Below are 17,359 nucleotides of genomic sequence, written 5' to 3'. Positions count from 1 at the left end.
GTCAGACGCCGATCGGACGGCCGTCGACGTGGTACACGGGTGCGAACGGATCGGTGAGACGCAGCAGGGCGGACCAGATGCGACGGGTCCGCTCCTCGGTGCACCGGTCGGGAATGGAGTCCGGCTCGACCCAGGCGATTTCACCGACCTCGGCGAGCGCCCTCGCCGGAATGGTCGCGGTGGCTGCGGTCCGGGCGGTGACCTGCGCCGTGAAGACGTGGTCGACGCCCCGGGGTTCGTACGGGTGGGGCGTGATGTCCACGATGAGGGCGTCGCTGAAGTGCAGGTCAAGCCCGGTCTCCGCGCGTACGGCACGGGTGACGGCGAGGTGCGGCAACTCGTCGTCGCGAGCGGTGCCGCCGGGCAGGCTCCAGCCTTCCCTGCGATCCGAGTTGACGAGCAGCACGAGGCCCTGGGGGTTGATGATCAGGGCCTGACACCCCATCCGGATCCGGGAGTACTGGTCACCTGGCTGCGACGGCGTGACGGGCGGACTGATCCGCTTGCCGGTTGCTGCGATTCGGTCCGGGGCGGCCGGCTCCGGGTGATCCGCCCACGCTCCGTAGTCCGTGTTCATGAAGGCGGTGGGACGGTACGTCATACAGGGGTCTCCGTCGTCGGGAACGTGCAGGGCAGGGGTACGCGCCGCGCCAGCAGCGCGACGGACATCAACTCGCGGTTCACGAAACGGGCTTCGCGCTGGCGTTCACTCGGCGGCCGACCAGTTGCAGGAACTGCTCGCCAGGATGCGCCGCCGCGTAGCCAGGCGGGAGCGTGTAACCGAAGGCCCCGCAGCCGAGGCAGCGCCAATCCCACACGCCATCGACTGCCTGGGCGGACAACTCGACCTGACCGTCGCACTCTTGCACGGGACAGGCCCGTGCCCCTTCCATGGTCATGCGGTCGCCCCGACCGGCTTCGCCGACCGAGCCTCGACTCCGAGCCGGATCACCGCCGCGAGTTGAGCGACCACGTCGGGCCGGGCACTGCCGAGATCCACCAGATAGAACCCGCTACGACGGCCGGCCGCACGGTCCACTCCCACCGAGGGCAGCACGATCCCGGCCAACCGCAGCGCTTCCAGGAGGACGGCCTCGGCGGCATCTGCTTCCTCGCACTTCGTCGCCAACAGGTGATGCAGGAGCGATGGTTGCTCCTGCAGATGCCCGACGCGTGGACGGTCGGAGGTAGGCATGGGGGCGCTCCGATCAGTCAGGGGCCAGCGACCCTGATCGTTACTTTCCGTGCTCCAAGGGTCGCTCTTAGGCGCTACGATCGGAAGCGCCTGAACGTGACAAACGCCTCTGGTTAAGTTGGAAGAAGACCTTGAACGAGAGCGATCTTGATCCGTCAACATCCCCGTTGGCCGCCTTCGGAACACAACTGCGCAGGTCACGGAAGGCACGAGGACTGTCGCAGGCCGAGCTGGGCCGGAAGATCTTCTGCACCGGCACCTACGTGTCGTACATCGAACGAGCGAAGCGCGACCCCAGCCATAACTTCGCCGTTCGAGCGGACGCAGCCTTGGAGACTGGCGGAACGCTCGAACTGATGTGGTGGCATCTCAAGAACACTGCACTACTTGAGGGCTTTGCCGAGTTCGCTGAGCACGAGTCGAAGGCGGCCGAGATCAGAATCTTCGAACTCGGTGTGATCCCAGGGCTGTTCCAGACCGAGGCGTACGCAACAGCGGACGCATCGGGCGCTCTGCAGCGAGGTTCGATCACCCAGCATCAGGCCGATGAGCGAGTTGCCTTCCTGGCCACCCGCCAACGTCTGCTAGAACGGGATCCGGCACCCCTTGTTCACGCGGTGCTGGACGAAAGCTGCCTGCACAGCGAGGTCGGAGGCGTCGCGGTGATGGACGGACAGCTCGAACGCCTTGAACTTCTCAGTCGACGCCCCAATGTGATCATCCAGATCGCTCCGTTCAAGCTCGGCGAGCGCCGCCCCTTCGTCATGCCGGTGACACTGCTGACGCTTCGGGATGTGACTGTCCTCGGCTACACAGAGACGCTGCAACGCGGCTATCTCGAACGCGACATCCAATCGGTCATGGCCTGGCGGAGGAATTACGATCGGCTACAGGTTGAAGCGCTGTCCCAGGCCGATTCCGTTGCAATGATCCGAGAGGTACGAAAGGAACTCACATGACCCAACACCTTGACCTGACGGGCGCTCACTGGTTCAAGTCCTCTTACAGCTCCAACGGTGGGCAGTGCGTCGAGATCGCGTCCGGGTTCGCCAGCCACGTGCCCGTCCGCGACTCGAAGGACCCCGACGGACCCGCCCTGGTCTTCACCGCCGACGCCTTCGCCGCCTTCCTCACAGGCGTGAAGGCGGGCGAGTTCGGCAACGCCTGACCTCACGGCCAAGCCGCCGCCGGCCAGCGGGCATTGCCGATCCCAAGCCCAGGCCGGTTGCGGCTTGGCCTGACGTCCGGGACACCCTGGCCAGTGCGATCAGTTGTGACCGCCGGTATCACCTGGCCCCGCTTCCTGACATTGCCGTTCCGGAAGACGAGGGAGCTGCAACGGGAGTGCGCGCCAAAAGCACCGACCGGCGGGCGAGTATGCCGCACCGGCCGCGATCCGGACATGATCTACGGCTGGCCGATCACACTGGGATCCGCATCGGACGGACTGGCCGGGCGCGGAGGTGCGGACGGCGGCGGTTCGGTGATGCCCGGGGTGCCGGCGGGCGGCGCCGGAGCCGGGTCCAGCGGGCTGCCGGGCAGCAGGACCAGCAGGCACACGGCCACCACGGCAGCAGCCACACCGAGCGCGGCCAGTGCGACCCTGCGCGCCCGGTGCACTCCCCAACTGCGTCCCTGCGGGGGCGCGTCGTGGCGCAGGTCGTGGTGCGTGACGAGCGCGGCGCGGGCGGCCAGCGCGGCGCGCAGCCGGTCCTCGGTCGCAGGTCGGCGGTCTTCGGCATCCGGATTCATCGGGCCGCCCCCAGCTTCTTCTCCAGGACGTCCAGCGCGCGGCTCGCGGTGGACTTCACCGTGCCGCGCGACAGCCCCAGCGTCTGCGCGATCTGCACCTCGGTCAGCTCCAGCCAGTAGCGCAGCACCAGCACCTCTCGCTGGCGCTGTGTCAACTGTGCCAGCGAATCGAGAACTTGACGGTGCTCCTCGGCGAGCAGCAGCCCCTCGTCGACGGGCGGCCCGTAGCCCTGGTGGGGCGGGGTGTAGGCACGGGCGGTGCGACGTCTGCGCAGCACGGAGCGGGCCGCGTTGACCACGGCGGTGTGCAGATAGGCCCAGGGGTCCTGGAGCCCGTCCAGCGAGGTGCCATGCGTGCGACAGACGGCGGCGAAGGCGTCCTGGACGACGTCCTCGGCGGTGTGCAGATCGTCCACCAGGAAGAGGGCGAGCCGCACCATGTCGAGTCGCCGTGCCCGGTACAGCTCGGTCAGCGTGGGCGGCGACTCGTCGTCGCACGGCGTACCGAGTGCCCGTAGACGGCGTTCCCGTACCGGCACATCCTCGGTCCGGGACATGCGGGAGAGCAGACGGGACCACCAGGGCGGCGCTGCGGGAATGGCGTACTGCATGGGCCTCGATTCGTTGCGGGAGGGGCGGGCGGGCCTGTCGAGAGGCCGGCCCGCCCCGTGGTTCTGCCGCTACTGCTACTTCTGGAGTCCGCTGCCCGGCTGGATCACCCGGGGCGCGTTCTCGGCCGGGGCGGACCCGGCGCCGGTCCTGCCCGCGTCGACGACCTTCGGAGCACCGGTCGACTTGCCCGCGTCGACGACCTTCGGAGCGCCGCCGGGCTCCGAGACGCCGGGCTTCGACGCGGTCTGCGGGGCCGCGTCCCCGGTCGTGGTGACCTTCGGCGTGACGGCCGGCTTCGCGCCGGTGTCGGCGACGGCCTGCGCAGCGAACCCGCCGCCCAGCAGCAGCGCGACACCGGTGGCGAGACCCAGGCCCCGGAGGCGGGGGCGGTGGTTCACCTTGGCGTGCGAAGACATGGGATCCTCCCGAGGAAGTGATGGAAACAGGTCTGGAACAACAGCTGAAGGGCGCCTTCAACCCACCAGACGTGCGACACCCCCCGAGGTTGCGACCATGTCCGGAAAACCTCACCACGGCGTGCTCATCAAGAGGAGAGTGGCCGGCAGTGAGGTCGACGGACCGGGCCGAGACCGGGCCGAGGTCCCCGCCGCGCTCCCCGGCGGGCCGCCTACCGAAGTGCCACCGGGGCCGGGGGGCGGCGGGCGAAGGCGGGGGCGTGCTCGGGGCGCGGGCCGAGGGCGATCAGGCGGGACGGGAGCTGGCGGAACCCGGGTACGTACTTGGCGGCCAGGACGAGCTGCGGGGGCGGACCGACCCGTCGGCCGGTGAGGGTCGCCGTGAACATCGCGTCCTGCAGAACGCGCTGCATGCGCTGCATGATGACCACCGGCCGCCAGCGCCGGCGCTGGACCTTGGCCAGGTCAGCGGTGGTCACGCGGCCCCGCCGCAGCGGTTCGGCGAGCAGGGTGGCGGCCGCCACCGCGTCCTGGATGGCGAGGTTGATGCCCACCCCGCCGGCCGGGGACATCGCGTGGGCGGCGTCGCCGATGAACAGCAGCCCGTCGGTGTACCAGCGGTGCAGCCGGTTGAGCTTGACGTCGAGGAGGTGGAGGTCGTCCATGGTCCGCAGGTGGTCGACCCGGTCGGCGTACCGGGGCAGCAGGCGGGCGATCCGCTCGCGGAAGGCCTCGACGCCCTCGGAGCGCAGGCGGGCGTCGGAGCCCTTCGCGGCGAAGTAGGCGATCTGGAAGAAGTCGGTCCTGGTGAGGCTCAGCGCCAGTTCGCCGGGCTCGAAGGCCATGAGCAGGTTGGGCGGGACGGTCTGCTCGGATTCGTGCCGGGGCAGCCGGAACCACCAGGTGTCGAACGGGACCGGGAACTCCTCGGGCACCAGGCCCGCGTCCTGGCGCAGCACGGAGTGCCGGCCGTCTGAGGCGGCGGTCAGGTCGGCGCGGATCTCGCCCTCCTCGCCGTCCCGGGTGCGGTAGCGGACGCCGACGGTCTTCCCGCCCTCCCGGATCAGTCCGGTGGCCTCGGTGTTCATCCGCAGCGTGAACGAGGGCTCCTGCCGGGCCTCCTCGACGAGGAAGTTGAGCAGGTCCCACTGCGGGATCATCGAGATGTAGTTGTACGGCGCGGGCAGGCCCTCGAAGTCGGTCACCTGCACCAGGCCGCCGCCGGCCGTCGGCAACTCCATGTTGCCGAGCCGGCTCTGCGGCAGTGCGGCGAACTTCTCGCCCAGGCCCAGCTCGTCCATCAGCCGCACGGTGGAGGCATGGACGGTGTCACCGCGGAAGTCTCGCAGGAAGTCGCCGTGCTTCTCCAGCACGGTCACCTCGATTCCGGCCCGGGCGAACAGCAGGCCCAGCATCATGCCGGCCGGCCCACCACCGGAGATGACGACGCTCATGGGACGCTCCCCTCATCCGCTTGGAACTCCTACATATAGAGTCTATGGAACGGTGTCAGGTGTCAAGTAGTACGATGTTCCACATGCAGGATCTGGTGGCAGCGGCCCTGGCGGCGGCAAAGGACCGTCAGCAGGACGTCGCGGACGTCCCGCTGACGGCGATCGCGGCGGCGGCCGGCATCTCACGCAGCACGCTGCTGCGCCGGCTCGGCGGCTCCCGGGCCGCGCTGGACGAGGCGGTGCGACAGGCGGGAGTCGACCCCGGCGGGCGGCCGCCGGTGCGCGACCGCGCGATCGCGGCCGCCGCACAACTGGTCGCCGAACGCGGCCTCGGCGCAGTGACGCTGGACGCCGTCGCAGACCGGGCCGAATGCTCGCTGCCCAGCCTGCACACCGTCTTCGACGGCCGGGACGGCCTATTCGCCGCCGTCTTCGAACTCCACGGCCCGCTACCGGACTTGGAGGCCCTGGCGGCCGACCCGCCGGAACACCTCGACGACACCGTGCGGGCGCTTCACCGGACGTTCGTCGCGGCGTTCAACCACGAACCGCGCGTGCTCCCCGCCGTGTTCGCGGACATCTTCAGCCGGCCCGACGGCCCCGCCGCGCGGATGATGGCGACCAACTTCCCGCGCCTGGCCGACAGCCTCGGCCGGCTGCTGCTGCCCCACGTGGCGGCCGGCCGAATGCGGCCGCTGCCGCTGCCGGTGATGATCCAGCTCCTGCTCGGTCCGCTGGTCACCCACATCCTGATGCGGCCCGTCCTCGCCCCCGCACTCGGCGACGAGCTCCCCTCACTCGAACAGACCTGCGAGCTCTTCGCCGACGCGTACCTGCGAGCGGTCACCTACCCAGCCGAACGCCGGCCGTGACAGCTCGTACGGGCCGGCCGGCTCAGGGCTGCTCCGGGGTCTGCGGAAGGAGTGTGGTCTTGTCCAGGCCGTGCGCCTGCGCCGCGGCCGCCACCAGCGCCACTGCGGCGACCCCGGCCTGCTGCCACGGCCAGCGCAGCACCCTGAACGCGTACAGGTACCCCGCGGGTGCGAAGAACCCGAACCACGAGTCCCTGAGGACCAGGACCGCCATGGTCGCGATCAGCACGGTGAAGAACACCGCCATCACCGACTCGCGCTCACGCCAGGCGGGATGCAGCGTGTGGACCCACAACATCCACGCCCCGGCCAGCGCGCACAGGGCCAGATCGATGAGCGGCGACTCGCCCTCCGAGCGTTTGCCGACCACCGTGAAGGCGACCAGGACCGCGAGCAGCACGTACGGCACGACGTTCGTCGCCGCGGACCAGCGCGGCACCGGACTGCTCACCCGCGTCCCCTCCCCGGATTGCGGCTCCCCCGGACAATGTAGACGAACAAGTCCCGTGTGAGCGGCGGGAAGTCGATCGGTCAGTCGTCGAGCTGCCGGTCATGGACGTTCCGGAAGTGGGTGGTCAGCCGCCCCTCGTCGTCGAGGACGTGGAAGGCGAGCGCGGGCGGCTGGTCCAGGTGGACGTGATCCCGGGGATGGGCGTGCCGTTCCCAGGGGAGGCGCAGGGTGGAGACGACTCCGGGGGCCACCAGCACCGGGCGGCCGGCGAAGGTGGTCGCCGCCGCCGTGTGGGCGTGGCCGCACAGGAAGGCCGCGAGGTTGGGATGGCGGTCCGCGAGCTCGGCGAGCCGCTCGGCTCCGAACTGGCGGATCCCGTCGACGAAGGGGACGTGCAACCGGGTGGGCGGGTGGTGGAAGCCGACCAGTACCGGCAGCTGGGACGGGGTCCGGGCCAGGGTGTCCGCCAGCCAGGCCAGCGTCTCGTCCGCCAGGAAGCCCTCGTCCTTCTCCGGCACCGTGGAGTCGCACAGCGCGATGACGAAGTCCGCGGCGCGGTGCACCTGGTTGATCGGTGCCGTCGATCCCGGCTGCCCCAGCAGGTGTTCCCGGAACTCGGCGCGCCGGTCGTGGTTGCCGGGGCAGATCAGGACCGGGTGTCGTGAGGTGAGAAGGCTGCGGGCCTGCTCGTACTCGGCGGGCAGGGCATGGTCGGTGATGTCTCCGGTGACCAGGACCGCGTCCAGGTCGTGGGGGAGGTCTTCGAGGTAGTCCATGACGGCCCGGGTGCGCCTGACACTGCGCCGGCCGGTGTCGATGTGGGTGTCGCTGAGGTGGGCGATCACGATCATCGGGCGGTCTCCTCCGTCGTCGTCCGCGGGATGCGGGCTGGGCGGGGACGGCCGGACGGTCCCGGACGGCGCGAGCCGCGCGTCCGGCGAGCGACATCCGTGGCACCAAGTCCATTGGCAGCGACGCGTTTCACGCCCGTCTCCCTCCGCCGGTCCCCTGGGCTCCGAACCTAGACGTCGACCGGACCGTGCGTAAGGGCCGGTTCCATGCTGGATTCCCGGGCCGGTTCCCGGACCGATCCGCCCCTCGACCTCGACGGGCCGGGCGGACGCCGGTCCGACCCGGGAGGCGAGACGGTGGTGGTCGCGGGGGGAGGTGGCGGTGCCGCCGACTCGGCTCAGTCACACTGATGTCAGGCCGGTCTCAACCGACGCGCGCTACCTGGTCGCGAACAGCGTGCGCAGGTGCTTGCCGTTCGCGACCGCGACGACACCCGCCAGCAGCAGCCCGCAGACGCCCTGCTCGACCCTCATCCACAGTGGCAGGAAGCCGGGCAGCGAGACGAGGACCGCGATGGCCACCGTCATGACGCCCGAGGCGATCCGCAGCCGGAGGTACGCCCGGCGGCGGCCGCGGGAGGCGCCGACGGCGAAGGCGAGCATCAGCAGGGAGGTGAGGGCGACGATCCCGCCCCGGATCCAGACCGTCTGGTTCACCAGCCCGGTGTCGTGGCGGAGCAGGTAGACGGCTCCGAGGGTGAGCACGCTGATCGCGGCGTAGCCGCCGATCAGGCGCTTCACCGTGCGAAACGCCGCCAGGCTGCGTGGGTGGTCCAGAGCTTCGTCGGCCGTCGCTGCGGGTCGCGGTGTGCGGATGTTCATGGTGGCCTTCTCCTTGCCGGCTGGACGGCCTCCAGCGTCGCAACACCGCGGCAGGCCGCGCATCAGCCGATCCCATGGGACCGCGGCTGAACCGGCCGGCCAACCGGACGGCTGAGGCGGTCCACCGATCGGCTGACCGCGGCGTCGGCACCGCGCGGGCCCGGGCACCGCAGTCCGTCGCCGTCAGGCCGTACGACCTCACGCCCGGCGAGCCGTACGGCCTCACGCCCTCGGACCGACCGGTCGGCGCGGCCCACCGGGCCTCCGGACAGGGGGCCGCCCGAGGGCCCGTGGAGAGGTCAATTACCATCGGCGGGTGCCCAGCCTGACCGGACTTCCACTGCAGATCATCGCCATCGTCATGGCGATCGCCGTCTTCGCCGCCACGTTGTGGCTCTGGCCCCGACTGAGCGGGCGGAGTTGGCGGGCCTGGCTGGGCAGGATCGGCGCCTTCCTCGTGGCCCAGGTCGCGGTGCTGGCCGCGCTCGCGCTGGTGGCCAACTCGTACTTCGGCTTCTACAGCACCTGGAGCGACCTGCTCGGTCTGGACGGCGCCCCCGGTACGGTGGTCGACCACAAGCCGGGCGGCAAGGCGATCTCGGTGACCGGCGAGCAGAAGATGTACTCCTCGCAGGGCTCGGCCAAGGACCGCTCCGGTCTGATCCAGCAGGTCCGGATCCAGGGCGCGGCCTCGGGCATGGCCGGCAAGGCGTACGTCTACCTGCCGCCGCAGTACTTCCAGCCGGAGTACGCCGGGCAGCGGTTCCCGATGGCACTGGTGCTCTCCGGTTACCCGGGCTCGGCCGAGAAGCTGATCAGCCTGCTGCAGTACCCGGCCTCCACCCTCAAGGCGATCGAGGCCAAGCAACTGCCGCCCACCGTACTGGTGATGATGCAGCCGACGCTGTCCGGAAACCGCGACACCGAGTGCATGGACATCCCCGGCGGGCCCAAGGTCGAGACCTTCTTCACCGAGGACCTGCCGAAGGCGATGGCCACCGACTACCGGGTGCTTGACCGGCCCGACGCGCGCGCGGCGATGGGTGACTCCACCGGCGGGTACTGCGCGCTGAAGTTCGCGCTGCGCAAGCCCGACGCGTACCGGGCGGCCGCCTCGTACTCCGCCTACTACAGCGTCTCCAACGACCCCACCACCGGTGACCTGTTCGGCGGCAGCGCCGAGCTCAAGCGGGAGAACGACCTGCTGTGGCGGCTGAAGAACAAGCCCGCCGAGCCCGTCTCGCTGCTGCTGGCGACCAGCCCCAACGAGGAGAACTACGCCGCGACCCAGAAGATGGTCGCCGCGTTCAAGGCCCCGACCGCGATGTCCACCATCACCCTGAACAGCGGCGGCCACAACTTCCACACCTGGACCCGCGAGATCCCGCCCGCGCTGGAGTGGCTGGGCAAGCGGATCACCCCGCCGCAGCCCGCGAAGTCCGCGTAACCGGCCCTGCGGCGCCGGCACCGCACGGCCATCCCCACACTGCCGGCCGGTGGGCTCGCACCAGCCCGGGGGACGATCGCGATCCCCGGCCGTCCGGCCCGGGCGAGATCACACCACGCTCATAGCTGGGGCTCATGAGAATCTCAGTGACGGCCCCGAGCGTGGTGCCATGACCTCGACCAGTTCCGCTCCTCCGACCGACGAACCGTGGCCCGAGGCTGCGAACTACCCGCCGCCGGAGCCCCCGTCGAGCGGTACGAGCGTCGCAGCCGAACAACTGCTCTTCCCCCCGGTCGAGTTGCCCGCCCACGGCCCCAAGGGCCCGGCGTCCTGGGGCGGCCGGCTGCAGACCCTGCCCGCCCGGGCCTGGCGCGGCCGCCCGGACGACCCCCGCTGGGCCCGGCCCGCGCTGCTCGCCCTGCTGGCGGCGACCGCCGTGCTCTACCTGTGGAACATCTCGGTCTCCGGCTGGGCCAACTCCTTCTACTCGGCCGCCGTCCAGGCGGGCACCCAGAGCTGGAAGGCGTTCTTCTACGGCTCCTCGGACGCCGCGAACTTCATCACCGTCGACAAGCCCCCGATGTTCCTGTGGCCGATGGAGCTCTCGGCCCGCGTCTTCGGGCTGGGCTCCTTCAGCATCCTCGCCCCGCAGGCGCTGATGGCGGTGGCCACGGTCGCCACGGTGTACGCGACGGTGCGCCGGCGCTTCTCGCCGCTGGGCGGCCTGGTCGCGGGTGCGGCGATGGCGCTCACCCCGGCCGCCGCGCTGATGTTCCGCTTCAACAACCCTGACGCGCTGCTGGTGCTGCTGCTCTCGCTCGCCGCGTACGGGCTGGTGCGGGCCACCGAGACCGCGAGCACCCGGTGGCTGGTCTTCACCGGGACGATGTTCGGCTTCGCCTTCCTCACCAAGACGCTGGCGGCCTTCCTGGTCCTGCCCGCCTTCGCGCTGATCCACCTGGTGGCCGCGCCGGCCGGCCTCTGGCGCAGGGTGCGCCAACTGCTGCTCAGCGGGCTGGCGTTGGTGCTCTCCGCCGGCTGGTGGGTCGCGATCGTCGCGCTGGTTCCGGCTTCCTCCCGGCCGTACATCGGCGGCTCGCAGGACAACAGCTTCATCTCGGTCGCGCTCGGCTACAACGGCCTTGGCCGACTGACCGGCAACGAGACCGGCAGCGTCGGCGGTGGCGGCCCGGCGGGCGGCGGAGGAGGCGGCGCGACCGGCCACTGGGGCACCACCGGCATCACCCGGCTCTTCGGCACCGACATCGGCGGCCAGATCGCCTGGCTGATCCCGGCCGCCCTGGTGCTGCTGGCGCTCGGCCTCTGGGCGACCCGGCGCCGCCCCCGCACCGACGGTGCCCGGACCGCCTTCCTGGTCTGGGGCAGCTGGCTGGTCTGTACCGGACTGGTCTTCAGCTTCATGTCCGGGATCTTCCACCAGTACTACACCGTCGCCCTCTCCCCGGCCGTCGCCGCACTGGTCGGCATGGGCGTGGACGGGCTGTGGCGAGCCCGCAAGCAGCTGCCGTACGCGGCGCTGCTGGCCGTGGTGACGGCCGGGACGGCGGTGTGGTCCTACGTACTGCTGGGACGCAGCTCGGCGTTCCTGCCGTGGCTGCGGTGGGCCGTCCTGGTCGGCGGTCTGCTGGCGGCGGCCGCACTGCTGCTTGCGGGCCGACTGGCCGGGCGGGTGGCCGCGGTGGCCGGCCTGGCCGGGCTGGCCACCGCCCTCGGCGGGCCGACGGCGTACGCACTGGACACCGTGTCGACCGCGCACACCGGCTCGATCGTGACCGCCGGGCCCCGGGTGGCGAGCGGCGACGGCTTCGGACGCGGCGGGCGCGGTTTCCCGGGCGGCCCTCCCGGTGGACAGCGCGGGGGCCGGGCAGGCGGCCAGAACGGCGCCTTCCCGGGCGGCGGTTTCCCGGGCGGCTTCCCCGGCGGCTTCGGCGGTGCGCCCGGGCAGCACGACCAGGGCGGACAGCGCGGTCAGGGCGGTCAGGGCGGCACTGCCGGAGCCTGGCGGGAGTTCGGACGCAGCGGCTTCCCGGGCGGCATGGGCGGCGGTTTCCCCGGCGGCGCAATGGGCGGCGCAATGGGCGGGCTGCTCAACGGCGCCCGGGTCAGCAGCCAGCTCGCCGATCTGCTCAAGCAGAACGCCGGCTCGTACACCTGGGTCGCGGCCACCGTCGGTTCGCAGAACCAGGCCAGCTACCAACTCGCCACCGGAAAGCCGGTGATGGCCCTCGGCGGCTTCAACGGCACCGATCCCTCGCTGAGTCTGGCGGCCTTCCAGCAGTACGTGAAGGAGGGCAGGATCCACTACTTCATCGGCTCCGGCGAGGGCGGCGGCATGGGCGCAGCGGGCGGGGGCAGGAGCGCGGGCGACGGCGCCGGCGAGAGCTCCCGCTTCAACGGCGGCCTCGTGCGCGGCGGTTCGAACTCGCAGTCCAACCAGATCGCCGCCTGGGTGGCCGCCCACTACACCGCCAGGACCGTCGGCAGTGCCACGGTCTACGACCTGACGGCGCCGGCCACCAACTGAAGCACCACCGCTGACCGCCCTGGGCCCACCGGTTCTCCCCACCGGTGGGCCCTCGGCCGTCCTCAGGGTCCCTGCGGAACACCCGCAGGGCGGTCATTCGGCCGGGCGGTCAGTCGACCCGCCGTCACTGCCCCGTAGTCGCTAACCCTCCCGGGCGGCCGTGACCACCTGAGTCATCGCCAGCAGGAAGCGTCGGGCCACCGCCAGTTCCGCGGCGTCGAAGTCGCCGAGCACCGCCACCATCCCGTTGATCAGCGGACCGAAGAACGACTGCCCGAGTTCCATCGCCCCTTCCTCGACCACGAGCAGCACCCGGCGGCGGTCCCGGGTGTCCCGCACCCGGCGGATGTGGCCGAGCCGCTCCAGCCGGTCGACCAGGGCCGTCGTCCCGGCGGAGTTGAGGCGCAGCTGCTCGCCCAGCCGGCCGGGCGTCACCTCGATTCCGGCGCGTGCGGCGTCCAGCAGGTGGATCAGGGCGCGCAGGTCGGTCGGATGCAGCCCGTTCACGTTCGCGAACTCGCCGCCGAGCAGGTCGAGTTCGACGGTGAGCGCGCGCAGCAGGTGCACCAGTCGCATCGAGCTGTCGACGGCACCCGTCGAGCCCTGCTCCGTTCCCATGTTCCTTCTTCCGTCCGCTCGGGCCCGTCCGGGCTTCCACCGGGAACACCGATGGATCTAGTATCTCGCTGAGCGAGAGTGTTTCTCAGCGAGATTGTTTTCGGCAGATGGATTCTGCCAGATCCGGGGGTTGCAGCATGGGTGCACGACCGGCCGGCCCGCCCGCTTTCGGGACGCCCGAGGCCGAGACCGCCTTCTTCTCCGCGTACGAAGCCGCACTGGCCCGCTGGCCGGTCCCGGTGACGCCGGCCACCGCGCGTTCCGAGTTCGGAACCACCCGGCTCAACGCCTGCGGCCCCGAGGACGGCCGCCCGGTGGTGCTGCTGTCCGGCGGCGGCGCCACCTCGGCGGTCTGGTACGCCAACGTCGCGGCACTCGCGGCCACCCACCGCGTGTACGCGGTCGACCTGATCGGCGATCCGGGCCGGAGCATCCACGACGGACGTCCGATCAGGCGCGCCGAGGACATGACGGCATGGCTGGACACAGTTCTCGACCACCTCGGCCTGGACTCGACCGCCCTGGTGGGCCACTCGTACGGCGGCTGGATCGCGCTCACCTACGCGCTGCACGCCCCGCACCGGGTGGAGCGGCTCGCCCTGCTGGACCCGACCCAGTGCTTCGCCGGGTTCCGATTCGGCTACCTGCTGCGGGCCCTTCCGATGCTGCTCCGGCCGACGGCCGCCCGCGCCCGCGCCTTCATCGACTGGGAGACCGGCGGCGCGCCCGCCCGAGGGCTGATCGACCCGGCCTGGTCGGCCGTGCACGCGCTCGGCACGGCGCACTTCCCGAGCTCCAAGCCGGTCACCGGTCCGCGCCCCGCCACTGAGCGGCTGCGCTCGCTCGATATTCCGACCCTGATCCTGACGGCGGAGCTGAGCCGCCCCCACCGGAGCAGCCAAGTCGCCGACCACGCAAGGGCGTTGCTGCCGAACGCCGAGGTCGCCGTGCTGCCCGGCGTCTCGCACCACGCCGTGCCGATGGCCGATCCCGCCCTGCTGAACGACCACCTGACCCGCTTCCTCGACACCCCCGCGCGGACCGCCCCCGACGCCTGACCGGGCCCGGCCGGGCGGCCGATCCGCCGCGCGGCGGCACGATCCCCACCCTCCGGCCGGTCGGCCCCTCAGTCCTCCTGGGCGACCGGCCCCGGCCCGGCCGGGCCGGCGGCCGCGGCGAGGATCGCATCCAGCACGCCGGGGAAGCGCTGCTGCAACTCCTCGCGCCGCAGCTCGTTCAGCCGCCGATTGGCCTCGCCGCGCTGCCGGATGACGCCGGACTCGCGGAGCACCTTGAAGTGGTGGCTGAGCGTGGAGGGGGCGACGTCGACCGGGAAGGTGCCGCAAGCGCGCTCGGGTTCGGCCCAGAGGGTCCGGACGATGGTCATCCGAGTGGGGTCGGCGAGGGCGTGCAGGACGTCGAGCAGGTCGATCTCCTCGGGCTCCGGGTGGTACAGCGGGGCACGACGCTGATGCGAGCGCGGCAAGGAGAGCCTCCTGAACAGCGATGTTCGACATTCATCGAATGGGGTGCTACTAATTTCGTCGTTCGTAGAACTTCGAAGGACATCGTACCCACAGGAGGCGTTCACAGATGCGTACCTTGGTGATGACCGCGCCGGGCGGCGCCGAGAGCTCGTCCGTCGTCGAGGCCGCCGAGCCCACGCCGGGGCCGGGCGAGCTGACCATCGACGTCGCGTACGCCGGGCTGAACTTCGTCGACGTGATGGCCCGCCGCGGCGACGCCGGCTACGCGACCTGGCCGCACCGCCCCGGCCTCGAGGTCTCGGGCACCGTCCGCGCCCTTGGCCCGGGGGTCACGGGCTTCACCGTCGGCGACCGCGTGGCGGCCGTGCCGAAGGGTGCCGGAATGTCCGAAGTTGCGCTCTCCAGAGCCGAGTTGACGGTACCGGTGCCGGACGGCGTACCGCTCGCGGAGGCCGCCGCGACGCCGCTCGGCCTGGCCACCTCGCTGCTGCTGCTGACCGATGCCGGACGGTTCACCCCCGGCGACACCGTTCTGGTGCACTCGGCGAGCGGCGGGATCGGCAACGCGATCGCCCGGCTGGTGCCGCTGCTGGGCGGCGGGCGGCTGATCGGCACGGTCGGCCGGCCCGAGAAGATCGCCGAGGCCGAGAGCGCGGGCTACTCGCCGGCCCTCGTCCGCGACACCGGCCTCACCGAGGCGGTTCATGCCGCCACCGACGGCCGGGGAGTCGACCTGATCCTCGACCCGCTGGGCACCACCGCCCTCAACCTCGACCTGGACCTGGCGGCGCCAGGCGGCCGGGTGGTCCTGTTCGGCAACGCCACCGGCGCACCGGTCGAGGCCCTGCCGCCGGTGGGGCGACTGCTCCGGGGCAACCTCACTGTCACCGGCTTCAGCCACCGCGGGCTGGCCGCCACCGCCCCCACCAGGGTGGCCGCCGCCACCAGTCGCATCCTCGGCTTCCTCGCCGAGGGCAAGCTCGCCATGCCGGTCACCGAGGTAGCGGGCCTGGCCGGCATCCCCGCCGCCCACGACCTGCTCGCCGCGGGCCGCGGCACGGGCAAGTACGTGGCCCGGATCGGCGGCTGAGCCGATCGGAGCCCACCGGGGAGAGCGCGAGCCCGGTCAGGGCGCGGTCGCCAGCGTCGACGACATGAAGATCCGCCACCCTCAACGCCGACCCTCCGGGCGGGAGCCGATGCTCCTCCCGTCACCGCCGACGCTAGCGCTCCTCCCAGTACCAGGGCCGCAGCCGCAGGCCACCGTGGTGGAGGCGGGGGTGCCGGCGCTCATGCGAGTGCGTGCGGCCGTGCTGGGCGGATGCTCTTCAACCGTCGCACTGGCGAAGCATCGCCTTCTTGTCGTCCGGCGTCACCGGCAGCCGGTACTTGAGCGAGACCTGGGCGAAGCGCACCGCGTAGGAGCAGCGCACGGCCCCGTTGGCCGGGAGCCAGCCGGCGGGCCCGGCATCGCCCTTGGAAGCGTTCTGCGAGCCGTCCGCCGGGATCAGGTTGAGCGGGTCGTTGGCTATCTGGAGCCGCTTGGCCCGGTCCCACCTGGCCGCGCCCATCTTCCAGTCGTAGGAGAGCGGCATCACGTGGTCGATCTGTATCCGGGTGGCCTGCTGCTTGGTCCACTTGACGTTCTTGCCGGTGTACGGGTCGTAGATGGTCATCGCGGTGACCACGCAGGCCGAAGCGTCCTTGTGCTCCACGGACTTGCCGTCCCGGGCGAGCATGTCGTCCCGGGTGTCGCAGTTGTTGTGCCCGAGCGGGACGCCGTCCACGTTGTCCGTCCAGGCCGGGCCGAACTGGTCCCGGTCGTAGCCCGCCTTGGAGCCGGCGGACGCCGTCGTGACCTTGTCTATCAGGTCGCGGGCCGCCCTGCGGTCGGCGTCCGACCCTATCGGCGCCAGGCCCGGCTTGGTGCCGTCCGGATTCCGCAGCGGACTGGTCCCGAGCGCGGCCGGTTTCGCGGGGTCGTCGGAGGATTTGCCGCCGTGGCCGCCGCAGGCCGTCAGAACCGGCGCGGCAACGAGCAACAGGGCTATCGCGGACAGGGTGGTACGGCCGGCGCGCACGATGGTCTCCCCCGATGGTGTGACGTCTGACGGCGCACCAGCACACCAGGGCCGTCGGGGCCGGTCAAGCCACCACAACGGGGTGCGCACAGACATGTCGAGGCTCACATTCCCGTGCTCCGAGGCGTCCGGCCGACCGGGCGCGCGCCCGGGGAACACGGGAGGGGCCGGACGTGGGGGCGGCCGAGGGGTCACGACATCCGGGCAAGTCGTCCACATTCGGATAATCCAGTAACTTTCCAGTTGTTAGGCTGGCGTCATGCCGAACCCAGCCCCCAAGCGCCACGTCGTGGACCTCTCCGCCCAGTTGGCGCACGCCAGCCATGTCCTGGCGACCCGGATGGCCGCCGCCTTCGCCGAGATCGACATCACCCCGCGCGCGTTCTGCGTCCTGTTCCACGCCCTGGAGGCCGAGCGGACCCAGATCCAGCTGGCCGAGATCGCCGACCTCGACAAGACCACCATGGTGGTGACGGTGGACGAGCTGGAGAAGGCGGGCCTGGCCGAGCGCCGCCCGTCGGCCACCGACCGCCGCGCCCGGATCGTCTCGGTCACCCCGGCCGGCGAGCAGGCCGTCGCCAGGGGCGCGAAGATCGCCGACTGGGTGCACCGCGAGGCCCTGGCCTCCCTGCCCGCCGGGGAGCGCGAAATCTTCGCCGCCGCACTGCTGCGCCTGGTCGACGAGGGTGGGCACCTGTCCACCCCGGTCGAGAGCGAGCGAGGGGTGCGACGGAGTCGGCAGCCCCGGAAGTAGTG

General features: G+C 71.4%; 20 protein-coding genes. 8 read left to right on the top strand and 12 right to left on the bottom strand.

The window, feature by feature from the left end; all coding sequences use genetic code 11:
* Position 1 precedes the first annotated feature (1 nt).
* Positions 2 to 601 (bottom strand): NUDIX domain-containing protein, encoded by a 600-nt coding sequence (locus ACWDAK_RS03095; protein WP_427394419.1) that lies wholly within the window; start codon positions 599 to 601, stop codon positions 2 to 4.
* A gap of 294 nt (positions 602 to 895) precedes the next feature.
* The gene (locus tag ACWDAK_RS03090) at positions 896 to 1,195 is read right to left on the bottom strand and encodes a hypothetical protein (protein ID WP_427394420.1); all 300 of its coding nucleotides are present in this window, start codon (positions 1,193 to 1,195) and stop codon (positions 896 to 898) included.
* A gap of 131 nt (positions 1,196 to 1,326) precedes the next feature.
* Here ACWDAK_RS03090 and ACWDAK_RS03085 point away from each other — a divergent pair, with 131 nt between their 5' ends.
* Together ACWDAK_RS03085 and ACWDAK_RS03080 are read left to right on the top strand one after the other, a co-directional pair.
* Positions 1,327 to 2,154, top strand: a complete 828-nt coding sequence (locus tag ACWDAK_RS03085; RefSeq protein WP_427394421.1) for a helix-turn-helix domain-containing protein — start codon at positions 1,327 to 1,329, stop codon at positions 2,152 to 2,154.
* Complete coding sequence (locus ACWDAK_RS03080) at positions 2,151 to 2,363, top strand: DUF397 domain-containing protein (protein ID WP_427394422.1); 213 nt, start codon at positions 2,151 to 2,153, stop codon at positions 2,361 to 2,363. The genes ACWDAK_RS03085 and ACWDAK_RS03080 overlap by 4 nt, the downstream gene beginning before the upstream one ends.
* A gap of 239 nt (positions 2,364 to 2,602) precedes the next feature.
* Here the strand turns inward: ACWDAK_RS03080 and ACWDAK_RS03075 are convergent, their stop codons facing one another.
* From ACWDAK_RS03075 to ACWDAK_RS03060, 4 genes are all read right to left on the bottom strand, one after another.
* Positions 2,603 to 2,947: a hypothetical protein gene (locus tag ACWDAK_RS03075; RefSeq protein ID WP_427394423.1), complete on the bottom strand. Its 345-nt coding sequence runs from the start codon at positions 2,945 to 2,947 to the stop codon at positions 2,603 to 2,605.
* Positions 2,944 to 3,504 (bottom strand): RNA polymerase sigma factor, encoded by a 561-nt coding sequence (locus tag ACWDAK_RS03070; protein WP_344636443.1) that lies wholly within the window; start codon positions 3,502 to 3,504, stop codon positions 2,944 to 2,946. The genes ACWDAK_RS03075 and ACWDAK_RS03070 overlap by 4 nt, the downstream gene beginning before the upstream one ends.
* 129 nt (positions 3,505 to 3,633) lie before the next feature.
* Positions 3,634 to 3,975, bottom strand: coding sequence for a hypothetical protein (locus ACWDAK_RS03065; RefSeq protein ID WP_427394424.1), 342 nt, complete (start codon positions 3,973 to 3,975; stop codon positions 3,634 to 3,636).
* Between the two features lie 212 nt (positions 3,976 to 4,187).
* Entirely contained in the window at positions 4,188 to 5,429 is a 1,242-nt protein-coding gene (locus ACWDAK_RS03060) for an FAD-dependent oxidoreductase (RefSeq protein ID WP_427394425.1), read from the bottom strand.
* An 83-nt stretch (positions 5,430 to 5,512) separates the two neighbouring features.
* Between ACWDAK_RS03060 and ACWDAK_RS03055 the strand changes: the two genes are divergently transcribed.
* Positions 5,513 to 6,301 (top strand): TetR/AcrR family transcriptional regulator, encoded by a 789-nt coding sequence (locus tag ACWDAK_RS03055; RefSeq protein WP_344636446.1) that lies wholly within the window; start codon positions 5,513 to 5,515, stop codon positions 6,299 to 6,301.
* 22 nt (positions 6,302 to 6,323) lie between these two features.
* On the opposite strand, the gene ACWDAK_RS03050 is transcribed toward ACWDAK_RS03055, so the two are convergent.
* The 3 genes from ACWDAK_RS03050 to ACWDAK_RS03040 all read right to left on the bottom strand — a co-directional run bounded on the left by ACWDAK_RS03050 (position 6,324) and on the right by ACWDAK_RS03040 (position 8,425).
* Positions 6,324 to 6,752 (bottom strand): hypothetical protein, encoded by a 429-nt coding sequence (locus ACWDAK_RS03050; RefSeq protein WP_427394426.1) that lies wholly within the window; start codon positions 6,750 to 6,752, stop codon positions 6,324 to 6,326.
* A gap of 80 nt (positions 6,753 to 6,832) precedes the next feature.
* Positions 6,833 to 7,603 (bottom strand): metallophosphoesterase, encoded by a 771-nt coding sequence (locus ACWDAK_RS03045; protein WP_344636449.1) that lies wholly within the window; start codon positions 7,601 to 7,603, stop codon positions 6,833 to 6,835.
* A 378-nt stretch (positions 7,604 to 7,981) separates the two neighbouring features.
* The gene (locus ACWDAK_RS03040; protein ID WP_427394427.1) at positions 7,982 to 8,425 is read right to left on the bottom strand and encodes a hypothetical protein; all 444 of its coding nucleotides are present in this window, start codon (positions 8,423 to 8,425) and stop codon (positions 7,982 to 7,984) included.
* A gap of 316 nt (positions 8,426 to 8,741) precedes the next feature.
* Between ACWDAK_RS03040 and ACWDAK_RS03035 the strand changes: the two genes are divergently transcribed.
* Positions 8,742 to 9,872 carry an alpha/beta hydrolase gene (locus tag ACWDAK_RS03035; RefSeq protein WP_344636451.1) on the top strand — a complete coding sequence of 377 codons (1,131 nt, stop codon included), beginning with the start codon at positions 8,742 to 8,744 and terminating at the stop codon, positions 9,870 to 9,872.
* Between the two features lie 169 nt (positions 9,873 to 10,041).
* Entirely contained in the window at positions 10,042 to 12,417 is a 2,376-nt protein-coding gene (locus ACWDAK_RS03030; RefSeq protein WP_427394428.1) for a glycosyltransferase family 39 protein, read from the top strand.
* A gap of 141 nt (positions 12,418 to 12,558) precedes the next feature.
* Here ACWDAK_RS03030 and ACWDAK_RS03025 read toward each other — a convergent pair whose 3' ends face one another.
* The gene (locus ACWDAK_RS03025) at positions 12,559 to 13,035 is read right to left on the bottom strand and encodes a MarR family transcriptional regulator (RefSeq protein ID WP_344636453.1); all 477 of its coding nucleotides are present in this window, start codon (positions 13,033 to 13,035) and stop codon (positions 12,559 to 12,561) included.
* Between the two features lie 137 nt (positions 13,036 to 13,172).
* On the opposite strand from ACWDAK_RS03025, the gene ACWDAK_RS03020 reads away from it, so the two are divergent.
* The gene (locus ACWDAK_RS03020) at positions 13,173 to 14,093 is read left to right on the top strand and encodes an alpha/beta fold hydrolase (protein WP_427394429.1); all 921 of its coding nucleotides are present in this window, start codon (positions 13,173 to 13,175) and stop codon (positions 14,091 to 14,093) included.
* 68 nt (positions 14,094 to 14,161) lie between these two features.
* Here the strand turns inward: ACWDAK_RS03020 and ACWDAK_RS03015 are convergent, their stop codons facing one another.
* Positions 14,162 to 14,521, bottom strand: coding sequence for an ArsR/SmtB family transcription factor (locus ACWDAK_RS03015; protein ID WP_344636455.1), 360 nt, complete (start codon positions 14,519 to 14,521; stop codon positions 14,162 to 14,164).
* A 107-nt stretch (positions 14,522 to 14,628) separates the two neighbouring features.
* Here ACWDAK_RS03015 and ACWDAK_RS03010 point away from each other — a divergent pair, with 107 nt between their 5' ends.
* Positions 14,629 to 15,612, top strand: coding sequence for a quinone oxidoreductase family protein (locus ACWDAK_RS03010; RefSeq protein WP_427394430.1), 984 nt, complete (start codon positions 14,629 to 14,631; stop codon positions 15,610 to 15,612).
* A gap of 238 nt (positions 15,613 to 15,850) precedes the next feature.
* Here ACWDAK_RS03010 and ACWDAK_RS03005 read toward each other — a convergent pair whose 3' ends face one another.
* Positions 15,851 to 16,603 (bottom strand): HNH endonuclease family protein, encoded by a 753-nt coding sequence (locus ACWDAK_RS03005; protein WP_344636457.1) that lies wholly within the window; start codon positions 16,601 to 16,603, stop codon positions 15,851 to 15,853.
* Positions 16,604 to 16,862: 259 nt separating this feature from the next.
* Between ACWDAK_RS03005 and ACWDAK_RS03000 the strand changes: the two genes are divergently transcribed.
* The gene (locus ACWDAK_RS03000) at positions 16,863 to 17,357 is read left to right on the top strand and encodes a MarR family winged helix-turn-helix transcriptional regulator (protein WP_344636458.1); all 495 of its coding nucleotides are present in this window, start codon (positions 16,863 to 16,865) and stop codon (positions 17,355 to 17,357) included.
* Positions 17,358 to 17,359: the final 2 nt, after the last annotated feature.

The organism is Kitasatospora sp. NPDC001175 (genome assembly GCF_053598215.1).
This window is presented reverse-complemented; position numbering and strand designations above follow the sequence as displayed.